This window comes from Bacillus sp. OTU530 (genome assembly GCF_038440375.1).
This window is the reverse complement of the sequence record NZ_JASATP010000009.1, coordinates 105,069-119,080: the sequence shown is the minus strand read 5'-3', so window position 1 is coordinate 119,080 and position 14,012 is coordinate 105,069. Positions and strand designations below refer to the sequence as shown.

The window sequence follows — 14,012 nt, the reverse complement described above, 5'->3', positions numbered from 1 at the left end:
TATTTAAATAGGGAATCCTTGCATCAATGGCAAATCAATTGGTAGTTCAATTCTATGAATTGGATTGCTTTTTTTGTTTGTACGCCAAGCATGTCTGTATATATGGTGTGTGTAATGTAAATTACAAAAAGTTTTATGAAACATTTACATTATGTTTATCATTATATAACAGGTGATTAATACTAGTCTTCTAAAATTGGAGGGAAGCAAATGATTGGAAAAACTATAAACTAGGAGTGAAGAGAATTGAAAAAGTACCTTATACCTACACTGGCAGCATCTTTTTTACTTTCTTCCGTCGGTTCCATTTTAGCTGCACCTGCTCAACCACAGAAAATCAAATCGGTAGAATTCATTGGAATGGATGCACCAAAAACGGATGATGAGAAAAATAACCTGATGTATTCAAAGGCTTCTGTAGAAGTTACATATGTTAATGGAAGCAAGAAAACACTTCCTCTAAGCTATGAAACATTGTTCAGGCCTGGTGATGTCATCAATGGTAACACAGCCGGTGTCACGATAAATGCAAAGGGTCAAATTATGACTAAGGCAGATGGTACACCGTATACATCAACTGCACCTGACATGAATAGTTTAATGAAGGTACCTGGGTTACCAGCAAACACGTATTATTTAATCAGCCACTATGAATCAATGCCTAAAAACCAGAATGGGCTTGAAAACCCGGGAACGATGAGTCTAAGTACTGTAAAAATGGATCCGGAAACGGGCGAACTTACAGTTGTTGATATTAAACCAATTGATTTTTCTTCCGTTCACGGCATTTGGAAACCTTGTGCCGGATTGTTGACTCCTTGGAATACGCATCTTGGTTCCGAAGAGACCGATCCGGATGCAAGGGCACATGAAGCGAATCCGAAAACATCATCGGTAACCAAGTATATGCAAAACTATTATAACGATCCAACCATTGTAGGTAATCCTTATTATTATGGTCATGTCCCAGAAGTTACTGTAAATGCAAATGGGGATACAAGTGTTGTAAAGCATTACAGCATGGGTCGTATGGCATTTGAGCGGGTGAAGGTGATGCCTGATAATCGAACGGTGATTTATGGCATTGACAGCAATCCGGGCGGATTCTTTATGTATGTGGCTGACAAGGAAAAAGATTTATCAGCCGGTACACTATATGCTGCAAAGTGGATTCAGACTGGTACAGACAATGGCGGCTCGGCAAATCTTGAATGGATTAAGCTTGGTCATGCAACAGATGCAGAAATTCAAAAAATGGCGGATACCCTTAAATTCAGTGATATTTTCGACGTGACTGATGATGCAGTTAAAGGACAAGCAGAAGGGTACACACCAGTCAAAACACCTGCTAACGGCAAAAAAGTGGAATGGTTGAAAGTGAAGCCGGGAATGGAAAAAGCGGCTGCTTTCTTAGAAACACACCGCTATGCGGCTTACGTTGGTGCAACAGTAGAATTTAATAAGATGGAAGGTCTCGATTTCAACGAAAAAGACAATAAGGCATACGTGGCCATCTCCTATCAGGAAAACACAATGCTTGCTGAACCGACCGCACCTGCTGATGATATTCAATTACCGAAAATCAGTGCAGGCGGAGTATATGAGATTTCCTTCAAACCAAATCGTAAAACAAATGATGGCGGAAAAATTGACAGTCATTATGTGCCTGTAAGTATGGCAGGTCTTGTAATGGGTGAGGACTTAGTTACTCCAGATCAAGATGGGAATACAGCTAACGTAGACAAGATTGCCAACCCGGATAACATTGTCTATTCTCAAGAAATGAGAACTTTATTTATTGCTGAAGATTCTGATCATCATGAAAATAATTATACCTGGGCTTACAATGTAGATACCAAGAAGCTTTCCCGAATTCTTTCCGTTCCAGGCGGCGGGGAATCCACTGGATTACAAATGGTCGAAAATCTGGATGGTCATACTTATCTCATGAACAGTTCACAAAACCCGGGATATGTAGGGTACATCGCTGGGCTTCCATCTTTGGATGTAGACAATAAGTAAAAAAACGCTAAATAAGTATATATTTTGAGCAGTCTTGTAATTGTAAGCAAGACTGCTCTTTTTTTTATAGAGGTGAAAACCTTAGGCTAGGCCTAGGGTTTCAAAAAGCTTTCAACGTGGTTTTACGTCAAAAAACAATAATAGCTTAGCATATACAACTTGGAATTGTTTATTTACGAAATAAGGGTAAGTACCCAATAGGGGATTTCCTTATTTGAATAGTTGTATTTTATTAGATTATAATTAATTAAACAAGAAGATTGTGAATACTTTCGCTAATGGGGTTTTAATGCCAAAAGCATCAATCCTAAATAAACAGATTATAAACAATAATTAATTTATAAATTATTCCCACCAACATCTCATGTGTTGCCGCACCCTGGACATGTGGAGTGCTGTTCGCTGCTTGTAAGAAAAGATTAATAAGGGATGTAATAGTGAGTAAGGAGGCTTTCCATTCAAGTGAGTGCGATTTGTGATGTGAATCAAGAACTTTTAAACAAAATTGGTAAGCAGGAAGGAATTGGCTAGAAGAGGATGTCTCAAAAGGTAGCGCTATGATCTACCTTTTGAGATATCCTCTTTACGTTTAGGAGATTTGTAAAAAGTTAATGTTTTTAAAATTTTAGCTTGTCCGAAAACGCTTCCTGTTGATAAAGTCATAGGAAGGTATTGAAGAAACATTTCTGCCCGAACTGAGGTTGCATCCACACATAAATTGTCTGAAGTAGCATCATAACCACAGTTGAAAGGGATATCGAGATTCTATACTTCTAAAAAATCATATTTGCATCTGAATCTGCTTGTCCTCAACGTGATAAAATCGAAAAAATTTAATGATAGCCCTTTTAGGAGGAAAATAAATAATGAAAAAGAAATGGGTCATTCTATTAATTAGCTCGATTCTTCTAGCTACTGTAATAGGATGTATAGTCAAATTCCTTAAAAAAGACAATCGACCTAAAGTGGTTGTTGTTTTACAAGACCTAGATACACAGTATTGGAATATTGTGAAAGCAGGAGCGGAAAAGGGATTTCAAGAGTTTGATATAGATGGTAAAGTTGTGGCACCTGGTTTCAAATCAGAAAAAGATGTACAAGAGTATGTTTTAAAAAATGTTCTTAAAGAACAGCCAGATGCATTAATTGTCTCTCCATTCCAATCACCTGCAGTCATGTCTGCCTTAAAGAAATTTGCTCAACATAAGATTCCCGTATTACTAGTAGATACAGATATTCCTTTGGAACATAAAACTGCTTATATTGGTACCAATAACTTTGAATTAGGCAAAAAGGCAGGGGAACTATTAGCTTCAGGGCTGCAGCCTGGAGACGAAGTGGCCCTTATTGGCGGATCTCTAAACGGTCCAGTTTCGGTTGAACGGATAAAGGGGGCTACATCAAGTTTAGAAGATGCAGGGATTAAAATTGTAGCAAAACAAGTAGATTTACCAAATGAAGCTTTGCCAGCTAGGAAAGCAATGACAACAATTTTACAGAATTACCCTGATGTGAAAGGAATCTTTGCTACAAGTGACATTCTGGCGCTAGGTGCTGTAAAGGTCATTAAGGAGCAAGGATATAAAATGCCAGTCATCGGAGCAGATGGAATTATTAAAATGAATGAGTTAATAAAAGATGGAACACTACCCGGTACAGTAGCACAAAACCCTTATGATATGGGGTATATAAGTGTTGAAACTGCACGGAAAGTGCTAGAGGGAGAACAATTTAGAAAAAGTGTGGATACTGGTGTAGATCTTATCACCAAAGATAATGTGAAGCAGAAACTGGATTTCCTGAAAGAATTGTTGAAATGAAGTATCGCCTTGGTCATTCATTAATAAAGTTATGAGGTTTTTACTGGAAGTAACTAGGTTAGATCAGGAAGTAACACATAAGGGGTGTATATCGTGAAAACCGGGGTGTGATAGCTTCGCAATTCAGCTATTACACTTGTTTAAAAACCGTAAGTCCCAGCAGGGTAAACCCTGTTGGGACCTTTTTGTTTTCATGATTTGGTAATAACAGTTATCGTATCGAACATACAATAGGGTGTATTTCATATTTGTGCTACCAAAATTGTACTAACGATACCAAGGTAATGTTTGCTTCCATCACATTTACGAAGTGTCAAAGACAGGTGGATGTTTTTAGCCATTATTTACAAGAAGCCGTATCCCTCTTTTCTAGCCCTTCTCTTCACATGGATCTGTTTATAAAAAAGTTTTAGCGCTATGCATTTCTATATTCCATTTTTATTGCCTCTCTTTATATAAACAAAAAACAGCAATTGAGAAGAGGATACGGAAGCTTGTTTATTCAGGGGGGAGTCGATGTTATTAATTATAAGTATCTTAATAGTATTAGGTTATACTGCTTACTTGATTTGCAAAATTTATTTCAATACAGATAAATTAACAGGAACGACAGGGATGATTATAGTGATGTCATTGGGAATGGTGTCTAGTTTGGTTATTGGATTAATCTCTGGCATTGTTTATAACAATAATTTAACTACTTCAACGATGATTGCAGTCATTTCAAGTTTGATTGTGGGATACTTTTTAGGCAACAAGTTAGGCTTATTGGTTACAATTGAAGGAATGGCAGCTTCACTTATGGGCAGCATGATGGGGGCAATGCTGGGAGTAATGCTGCCTTCAGGGAAATATCAGATAATGTTAGTATTTATGGATTTCCTATATATTATTGTTGCATCTTTAATCTTTCTTCTCATTAGTAATATTGTAAGAAAAAGTAGTGATAAAGCTCCGACTATTATTAATTCTTACACTTTAATATCCATGATGGTTATTTTATCAGTTATTGTATTGATAGCCGCTTTTTATAATGGTAATTATTTCAAAAAACAGATTAATGATCGCCCTGTGGAAAGCAAAATGTATGAGCATTCTCATCATTAAAAGGACAATAGCTTAATTTTATTCAAAAAAAGAAGCTAAATCAGCTGACTATACTGTACTCGTTAATAATAATTTATAACTATTAAAAGATAAAAAAGCCAAATCCTTACTTGACTAATTGGAAAAGTAGGAATAAAATACTAATTAAATATTAATATTGCATTCAAATAAAGTGTTTTTAAGGCTAGAAGAATTGTTTTAAATATAATAAAAATGCTGATCGGACTACCGAAGGCCCCTTTCTATATTTCATGAGAACAGGGGCCTTTTGTATTTATTTCATTCCGACTAAACACATGTGTTTAATGTACTTAACTTGTTGTATGCAGATTTTTATTATACCTATTTTTGATTGGATCCAATTGAAATCATCAATAAAGAAAAAGACTACCAATCATAGCAGTCATTTGAAAGGGTTGTGATTCATTTGTGTAAGAATCAGATATTTGGTTAAACCCCCGTAAACTAATCAATCGTTCTTAAGTGTCTATGTTATTAAAAATAAAATGTTAGGGAGATGAGGTAGGATGAGTTATTTCAAGAAAATTTTTCCGTTTAGTTTAATGTTGATACTTTTTATTTCAGGCTGCTCGTCAAGCAATAAAGTTTCCTCTTCTGCAGATGAAGGAAATAAGGGAAATCAAGATGTAAAAACTGTTACCATTGCCTTTGCTAACAATGAAGCACCACAAAACTACGAAGATAAAAATGGTAATCCCGCTGGATATGAAATAGAAGTAATGAAGCTAGTAGATAAAGAGCTGCCACAATATAAGTTTAAATATGTTGCTACAACAGATGATGATTTATTAATAGGTGTTCAAACTGGAAAATATCAAGCAGGTACCAAGGGAGCGTTCTATACAGAAGAAAGAGCTAAAAAATATATTTATCCTAAAGAATTCTTTGGAGGAAGTGTAACCGGACTTGTGGTACGAGCTGAAGACAAAGACAGGATTAAAAATTTAGCTGATCTAGCGAAAACAAATGCAAAATTAATCCCAATTGCCCCACAAAATGCACAGTACAATGTTATTACAGATTACAACAAAGAACATCCAGATGATCCTATCAAACTGGAAAACTCAGAGAATTTTACCGTTTTAGATTGGGCTGCTTGGCTTATGGAAAAGAGGTACGATGCATTTATGGCCATTAAAACTGCTTTTGAGAAATCTGTAAAAGAACAAGGTGCACCGTATAAAAATTTGGATGGCAAATTAGTCTTTAATCAATTCACAGCAATTAAAACATATCCCCTTTTCAATAATAAAGAGCAACAACTGGCAGATGATTTTGATAGTGTAATCAAAAAGTTGAAAGAAGATGGAACGCTAAACAAGTTAGCAGTTCAATATCTAGGTGAAGATACAATTAAATTAGTAGAATAAAAGACTCTTCACTAAACCTCTTCAGATGTACCTAAATACTGTATCTGAAGAGGGGTCTTTAAATCAATGTGGAGAAAAGGAGGGTGGGCCATCCTAATGATAGATTTTAATTTTTCATATGTTTTTCATCATCTTCCTGAAATTCTTCCTTATCTTGGGGAAACCATATTGATTATGATCATCTCCTTAGTTTTTAGTGTGCTGCTTGGCTTATTAGTGGCTGCCGCTAAATTAAGTAAGCATAGATTTTGGAGAATCATCGGTTATGGATACACCAATCTATTGAGATGTACTCCCGCCGTTGTGTTACTCTTTATCGTCTATTACGGGTTGCCACAACTCCTAAATGGACTTGGTCTTAATCTGAATGAAGTTTACAAAGGGGTATTTGTGATTATTACACTTTCATTATTATTTGCGGCGGCTATGGCTGAAGTAATGCGCTCAGCCTATGAATCGTTAGATAAAGGTCAATATGAAGCAGGGATAAGTATTGGGTTAAGCGGCATGCAGACGTTTATAAGAATCATTCTTCCACAATGCTTTGTGATTGCCCTTCCGAACCTTGGCAATGCATTAATCGCGCTTTTTCATGAAGGAGCAATTGCCTTCACAATTGGATTTATTGATATTATGGGCAAAGCCAATTTAATTGTTTCAAATCATTATGGCGCCCATGCAAAAGAAATATATATTGGTCTAGCATTACTTTATTGGTTTATTTCGATATTGATAGGCAGATGCATTGCCCTGTTAGAGCTTAAACTTAAGGAAAAAACACTAGCGAAAACCGTTTAAGAGAGGTGAAATCAAGTGATATTTAATACTGAATTTTTTCTAAAAACCTTTATTTCAACCTTTTCGGGGTTACCCATCACCTTAAAGATAACAGGGATTACACTCCTAATTTCAATACCACTTGGCTTTTTGCTTGCTATCATAAGGATGCAGAATGTCCCTATCCTTGCAAAACTGGGTACTTTGTATATCTCCTTTATCAGGGGAACACCGATTGTGGTTCAAATCCTTATTATGTATAGCCTTGTACCCAGCATTTTGTCTGCTTATTTAGCCCATATTCACAGTTCGATTAACGTATTTGACCTTAATCCAATTATCTATGCCTACATTGTTTTTTCATTAAATATTACAGCCAATTTATCGGAGGTTTTTCGCTCCGCTTTATTTACAGTCGATAAAGGTCAGCTCGAAGCAGGGCAGGCAATGGGGTTAACGAATTTCCAAACATATCGAAGAATTATCATTCCGCAGAGCTTGGTGGCGGCCTTACCAAATCTATGTACGACCACCATCAATCTGATAAAAGCCACATCACTTGCCTTTCTGATGACGATAAAGGACATTACAGCTGTAGCAAAAGTAGAGGCTTCCTTCGGATATAACTATATTGAAGCTTACCTTGATGTTTGGATCATCTACATAATCGTTTGTTCCATTGTTGAATTCTTATTTCATTTGCTCGAGAAAAAAATAAAGGTTTATAAATCATTATCTGTCTAAGAATGGGGTGAATTCATGATCGAAGTTAAAAATATTCAAAAGGCCTTTGGGGATAACAAAATCTTAAAAGGTGTTAATATAACGATTCAAAAAGGTGATGTAACAGTCATTTTAGGTCCAAGCGGATCAGGGAAAACAACCCTCCTTCGCTGCATCAATTTTTTGGAGAAGGCTGATGAAGGCTCGATTCAAGTAAGTGACGTTAAAACCGAATTTAATAGGGCCAGTAAAAAAGATATTTTAAAAATCCGTAAAAAAACTGCATTTGTCTTTCAAAACTATAACCTATTTAATAATAAAACAGCTTTGGAAAATGTAACGGAGGGTCTCATTATTGGTCGAAAGGTTCCAAGAGAAAAAGCAACGGACATTGCTAAGAAAATGCTCGAAAAGGTTGGTTTAATAGATAAAAGTGATTTCTATCCATCTCAACTTTCAGGCGGACAGCAGCAACGAGTAGGTATTGCCCGTGCTATGGCAGTGAACCCGGAGGTAATTTTATTCGATGAACCCACTTCCGCACTTGACCCTGAATTAGTCAGTGAAGTACTCGCTGTAATGAAAACACTAGCAAATGAAGGAACAACTATGCTAGTGGTGACACATGAAATGTCTTTTGCTAAAGATGTAGCCAATAAAGTAATATTTATAGATGGAGGAGTAATAGTAGAAGAGGGAACACCTCAAGAAATCTTTGAAAGGCCAAAAGAATTAAGGACCCAACAATTCTTAAAACGTGTTCTACGGGATTACTAAATTAGCAGGGAAAGGGTGTTTGATCTCCAAATGGTCAATATAGTTATCATCGGAAGTGGCAGCATTGCATTTTCTAGACATATTCCATCTTTAACAGCAAGTAAAAGCGGCAATCTATATGGATTTTATAATCGTACCTTCCAAAGGACGTTATCTGTGACCGAGAAATTGGGGGGCAAAGCCTTTCAGACACTGGAGGAAATTTGGGAAGATGATTTAGTGGATGCCGTTATCATTAGCACTCCTGCCCCTTCACATTTCCAGTTAACCATGAGTGCATTAGCGGCCGGGAAACATGTTCTTTGTGAAAAGCCACTTTCAGTCAATGCAATCGAGGCCAAAATCATGACAGAAGCGGCCATAAAAAGCGGCAAAAAGTTGATGATTGCCCATGCCCAAAGGTTATACAGGCCCCATATTAAAGCTAAAGAATTGCTAGATCGAAATGAAATTGGGAAACTGTTGACCTTTCGTACATTCCTAGGTGTTGGTGATAAAGAGGAGTCCGTCAGTGAAGATTGGAAAAGTTCCATTGCCGAAGTGGGATCCCACCGAATTGACTTAATGCGCTATCTCATCGACTCGGATGTTAAAAGAGTATTCGCTCATTTAACAAATTTAAATCCAAATTTAAAAGCCTCGGGTGATGATAACGCGATGACTATTCTGGAATATCAAAATGGTGTAAGGGGTGTGCTCATTTCTAGCCGAACAAGTTATAACGGTAATGATCGCATGACTCAATTGTTTGGCACGGAAGGAGCGATTACCCTATATGGGGAAAAGCATTCTGTGATCGTGGAGAAGGAAAATGGAGAAAAAAATGTTTATACCTTTGCAAATGAACTGCCCCAATCTGTCATGGAACCAACTACTATTGTCGGAGAATTTCTTGATGCCATTGAAAATGATACAGAACCAATCATTACGGGAAAAGATGGGCTAGCGGTTATGAAGACATTGGATGCTATTTATCTTTCGAATTCCGAAGAAAGATGGGTTGATTTAGATGAAGTTGAAATAGAAACTGATCTTACTAGTCGAGAGAGAAAATGACTTGAGAATCAATGACCAAACTAAATTATTGTCATACATGATCAATCGTGTAAAAGCAGCTTATGATCAAATTCCAAGCAATCGGTTAATGATCGCACCCGGATGTGCTTTGCCAAATGGGTGTTGACATGCCTGCACCCCAATTGTTAGACAAAAAAAGCTAACGATTGGGGTGCAGTTCAGAATCAAGTTTGCTTTTTAATGGTTACCTATCAATTTATCTATATTTCTTTAGCGGTGCAAAAAAAGCTTCAGATTTATCTAGGCTTACTTGTTCTTCCTTAATCAGATTGGTTTTTCCAGATGCGAAGTCGACAATCTTATATGTAAATACTTCGTAGTAGGTTTCAACATCAGCATTATTGTACCAGGAGATGATGAAGGTATCCTTACTGATTGGATAAATATGGTCTCCGCTGTGAGAAAAGTCGCTGGTACCATCAGAGTTTTTCACTTCCACCATTTTTCCATCATGGATATAGAATATCTTGCTACTATAAGAATTGGAGGCCTCCGTCTGATTCACAACGATTAGGTTTGGAGCATCTCCAATCACCTCACCGCTGTTCTTGTTCATGTTAAACACCCAATCTCCAATTTTAACGTCTTGAGGGATGTCGTTAATCAACAGTTTATAGCTACCCTCGCGAATAGTGTCCCCTTCCTGTGCACCTGCCCAAGACATATCTGAAAGATACGTTTTATCTTGCTCGGCCACGATTTTCACATTTGCTCTCTTCCCATTTGTATCCTTCACATTATCCCAATTATATACTTCTTTTGTGGGATCAATTTTTGATGATTGTGCGGCTGCATTTCCGGACTCTTGCAGTGATTTTAGCTGTGAAATGACCTCTCCATTTTTATCAATATATGCAAGCAGACCGATATTTTTCGCATAGTATGTACGACCCCCATCGTCTGCTTCAATCACCACAACATGTTCAAACTTCCCTGCCGGTGTTTGATAAGAGTCTAGTAGTTCAGCGATTTTATAATTGGTGCAATCCTCCGGGTCCGTACATACTTCCCATGAAGCACCAACTTTAATAGGATAAACAATCGCAGTGTAGCCTTCACTATCGACAATCCCAACAAAAAGACCTTCATTACTCTCCTGATAAATATTTTGCTGTGTGCCGGATTCACCTAAGTCCATATTCCATATTTGTTCACTGCCATTATCTTTTTCAATTGTTTCAATTGAAACGTATCCATTACTATATTCATATGTATATGTTTTACTTGGATCTCGTAGGAATGATGCTTCTTTAAACGGGTCCGTCTCTTTTACTTTTGGTTTTTCAACAGTTTGTTTTTTCTCCGATGTGTTCTGAATTGTTACCTTGTTATTACAAGCTGTGAGTACCATTACCAGAATCAATAGTAATGGAAATAATCGTTTTTTCATTCTGTTACTCTCCATCCCTTTAAAAAGTCATCAAATCATCATTAAATATAGTAACAAGAATATATACTCAACGCTAGAGAAAAAGTACCAAGTACCTAGTGGATATGTTTTCCAAAAATTATATTTGCATCAGAACCCTATTTAATCCCCTTTGAATAGAATGTACTGTTCATACAATTCTTAACTGCATGAGAGAGGGGGTACTTTGCACTCCAGCCTTTTATATGTTTCCTTGCACTTTAAGCGAAAAAGGGCAGATTTCACGAACGGGTGAAATCTGCCTGAAAATGTAGAAAAACCGATTTGGATTACATATTGAATCTAGTTGAGGTATAAATCTATGAAGCAATCTTTGTGCTTGCTTGTCCCAAAACGCGGCAGCAATTATTTCAAACTGCGGTTTAGGAACGTTTTTGTCCGTTCAAATTGCGGTTTCATAAACAGCTGTTCAGGGGAACCAGATTCGACAACTTCTCCATTGTCCATGAACATGACCTTATTTGCAACTTCCTTGGCAAAGCCCATCTCATGGGTTACGACAATCATTGTCATTTGCTCTTGCGCAAGATCCTTCATTACTTGTAATACTTCACCAGTTAATTCTGGATCCAAGGCTGAGGTAGGCTCATCAAACAACAAGATTTCCGGGTTCATCATCAGCGCCCTTGCAATGGCAACCCTTTGTTTTTGGCCACCAGACAGGTTCGCAGGATAAGCTGCTGCCCGGTTAGTGAGACCGATTTTTTCCAGCAGCTCTTGGCTTCGCTGTTGAATCTCAGCCGAAGTTTCCTTTTTTAGCATTTTCGGAGCAAGCTCCAAGTTTTCTTTGACAGTCAGATGAGGAAAGAGGTTAAAATGCTGAAACACCATTCCCATTTTTCCTGTGATTTGTTTAATCTCATGAGGCTTTGCGTATACGCCATCTTTCACCAAATGATTGCCGGACAAACAAATGCTGCCGCCGTCAATTTCTTCAAGGTGGATCAGACTGCGAAGCATCGTGCTTTTGCCAGAACCAGAGGGACCGATGACTGCTACTACATCGTTTTTATTTACATCAAAGGTAATTTGTTTTAATACATCAAGCTTACCGTACGACTTTTTTAAATTGGATACCTCAATGATCGCCATATTCATCACTCCTTCTTATTCAAATTTGAACTGGTTCTCAAGCCATTTAAAGAACAACGTTAATACGAGGGTCATGAACAAATAAATAAGACCGGCAAGGAAAAATGGCATAATAGTAAAGTCGCGGTTAACAGCCGTTTGGGCAAAGTGCAGCAATTCAGGTACAGCAACCGCATAAAGCAACGCCGTATCCTTAACGAGTGTGACAGATTCATTTGCTACGGCTGGCAGGGCAATGCGGAACATTTGCGGCAGGATAATCTTTAACATCGTCTGCCATTTGTTTAAGCCGAGAACCTGAGACGCTTCATATTGACCTTTATCAATAGCCAGGAGACCACCACGAAAGATTTCTGCAAAGTAGGCTGCATAGTTTAAAATAAAACCAATACAGGCAGCGACAAAACGATCCAGTACCAAATATTCGCCAACTACAGGCAGCATCGGCAGCCCGAAACAGATAAATAACAGCTGGAGCAAGAGCGGGGTTCCGCGCAGCAGATAAACATAGCCCTGAGCAAACAGGGAAAGAGGTTTAAATTGGCTCTTTATAGCGAGTGTTAATAAGAACCCTAGTGGAATTGACACTACAATGGCAATCAAAAATAAAAGGATTGTCATTTGTGCCCCTTCCAAAAGGGGTGCAAGAATTGAAGTAACATAATCAAAAGACATAAAGAGATTCCTCCAAAAACAAAACAGGGTTTCCAAAGGAAACCTGTTTTGTCTTATATTCATTATTACTTTAATACTTTATCTTCACCAAACCACTTTTTCGAAATTTCAGCGGCCGTGCCGTCTTCATTTAGCTTATCAAGCGCTGTTTGAAGTTGTTTCAATAATTCTTCATTTCCTTTTTTGACACCTATTCCATACTCTTCTGGAGCAAGAGACTCATCTAGCACCTTAAATGTGCTTTTTTCTTTCGTCATATAGTAATCAATCACAATTTCATCAATAATGACTGCATCCAAACGCCCGCTTTTTAAGTCGTTTAAGGCAGAAACATTATCGGCAAATTCTGTTACCGTCTTGATTTTAGATTTGATTGGATCAGCATTCAAGGCATCCGATGCTGAAGAAAGTGATTGAAGGCCTACAACCTTTCCTTCTAAGTCAGCTAATTTAGTAATTTTGGAGTCAGCTAACGTAACAACAACCTGAGCATTCTTTAAATAAGGTTTTGTGAACAGAACTTTCTTTTTACGTGCATCTGTAATGGTATACCCGTTCCAAATAAGATCAATTCGGCCGCTGCTTAGCTCAGCTTCTTTTGTTTGCCAATCAATCGGTTGAAATTTGACTTCTTTTCCCATCTTTTCCGCAGCTGCTTTCGCATAGTCAATGTCAAACCCAACAATTTCATTATTTTCATCTCGGAATCCCATCGGTGCAAATTTATCATCGATTCCGATTACCAGCGTATTGTTCGTTTTCTCAGCTGTTTCCGGTGATTTAGAGCACCCGGCGATAACTGTGAATACCGCTGCTATTACTAAGATAATAGTTGCTAACTGTTTCATGTTTGTACAATACCACCTTTAATTGAACGTTATTTTGCTTTAATGCATTAATATATCAGTAAACTATAACAGTTTAACACTATAATACTATAAATTCAATATGAAGTAGATTGTATATGCCTCCTTGCTTAGCAAGGGATGGAGGAGGAAGAGCAAGTGCAATCCAAACGAGTCTATCAGGAAACAACACTCTTGATTGGGTTCGTATCTATCCAGCACGTTTCCAGTGGTGTAATAGAATCGAGTGAACAGGAAAAGATATGTACTAAAAACA

12 protein-coding genes are annotated in these 14,012 nt (G+C 37.5%); 8 read left to right on the top strand and 4 right to left on the bottom strand.

Translation table 11 applies throughout. The annotated features are described in order from the left end of the window. Positions 1-246 precede the first annotated feature (246 nt). The 8 genes from AAHB12_RS09355 (at position 247) to AAHB12_RS09320 (ending at position 9,673) form a co-directional block, all read left to right on the top strand. Positions 247-2,022 carry a PhoX family protein gene (locus AAHB12_RS09355; protein WP_129728319.1) on the top strand — a complete coding sequence of 592 codons (1,776 nt, stop codon included), beginning with the start codon at positions 247-249 and terminating at the stop codon, positions 2,020-2,022. 866 nt (positions 2,023-2,888) lie between these two features. Then, positions 2,889-3,842 (top strand): sugar ABC transporter substrate-binding protein, encoded by a 954-nt coding sequence (locus AAHB12_RS09350; protein ID WP_342045108.1) that lies wholly within the window; start codon positions 2,889-2,891, stop codon positions 3,840-3,842. A 516-nt stretch (positions 3,843-4,358) separates the two neighbouring features. After that, a complete protein-coding gene (locus AAHB12_RS09345; RefSeq protein WP_342045107.1) occupies positions 4,359-4,949 on the top strand; it encodes a hypothetical protein in 591 nt (196 codons plus the stop codon). 527 nt (positions 4,950-5,476) lie between these two features. Next, positions 5,477-6,340 (top strand): transporter substrate-binding domain-containing protein, encoded by an 864-nt coding sequence (locus AAHB12_RS09340; RefSeq protein ID WP_342045106.1) that lies wholly within the window; start codon positions 5,477-5,479, stop codon positions 6,338-6,340. Positions 6,341-6,436: 96 nt separating this feature from the next. Beyond that, on the top strand, positions 6,437-7,138 hold the full coding sequence (locus AAHB12_RS09335) for an amino acid ABC transporter permease (RefSeq protein ID WP_342045105.1): 702 nt from the start codon (positions 6,437-6,439) through the stop codon (positions 7,136-7,138). A 15-nt stretch (positions 7,139-7,153) separates the two neighbouring features. Further along, complete coding sequence (locus tag AAHB12_RS09330) at positions 7,154-7,861, top strand: amino acid ABC transporter permease (RefSeq protein ID WP_342045104.1); 708 nt, start codon at positions 7,154-7,156, stop codon at positions 7,859-7,861. A gap of 15 nt (positions 7,862-7,876) precedes the next feature. After that, a complete protein-coding gene (locus tag AAHB12_RS09325) occupies positions 7,877-8,617 on the top strand; it encodes an amino acid ABC transporter ATP-binding protein (protein ID WP_342045103.1) in 741 nt (246 codons plus the stop codon). 15 nt (positions 8,618-8,632) lie between these two features. Then, a complete protein-coding gene (locus AAHB12_RS09320) occupies positions 8,633-9,673 on the top strand; it encodes a Gfo/Idh/MocA family protein (protein ID WP_342045102.1) in 1,041 nt (346 codons plus the stop codon). Positions 9,674-9,890: 217 nt separating this feature from the next. On the opposite strand, the gene AAHB12_RS09315 is transcribed toward AAHB12_RS09320, so the two are convergent. The 4 genes from AAHB12_RS09315 to AAHB12_RS09300 all read right to left on the bottom strand — a co-directional run bounded on the left by AAHB12_RS09315 (position 9,891) and on the right by AAHB12_RS09300 (position 13,738). Further along, entirely contained in the window at positions 9,891-11,084 is a 1,194-nt protein-coding gene (locus tag AAHB12_RS09315; protein WP_129728326.1) for a hypothetical protein, read from the bottom strand. A 384-nt stretch (positions 11,085-11,468) separates the two neighbouring features. Further along, entirely contained in the window at positions 11,469-12,215 is a 747-nt protein-coding gene (locus AAHB12_RS09310; RefSeq protein ID WP_342045101.1) for an amino acid ABC transporter ATP-binding protein, read from the bottom strand. A gap of 15 nt (positions 12,216-12,230) precedes the next feature. Next, on the bottom strand, positions 12,231-12,890 hold the full coding sequence (locus AAHB12_RS09305; protein WP_342045100.1) for an amino acid ABC transporter permease: 660 nt from the start codon (positions 12,888-12,890) through the stop codon (positions 12,231-12,233). Between the two features lie 65 nt (positions 12,891-12,955). Then, positions 12,956-13,738 carry an amino acid ABC transporter substrate-binding protein gene (locus tag AAHB12_RS09300; RefSeq protein ID WP_129728329.1) on the bottom strand — a complete coding sequence of 261 codons (783 nt, stop codon included), beginning with the start codon at positions 13,736-13,738 and terminating at the stop codon, positions 12,956-12,958. Between the last annotated feature and the right edge of the window lie 274 nt (positions 13,739-14,012).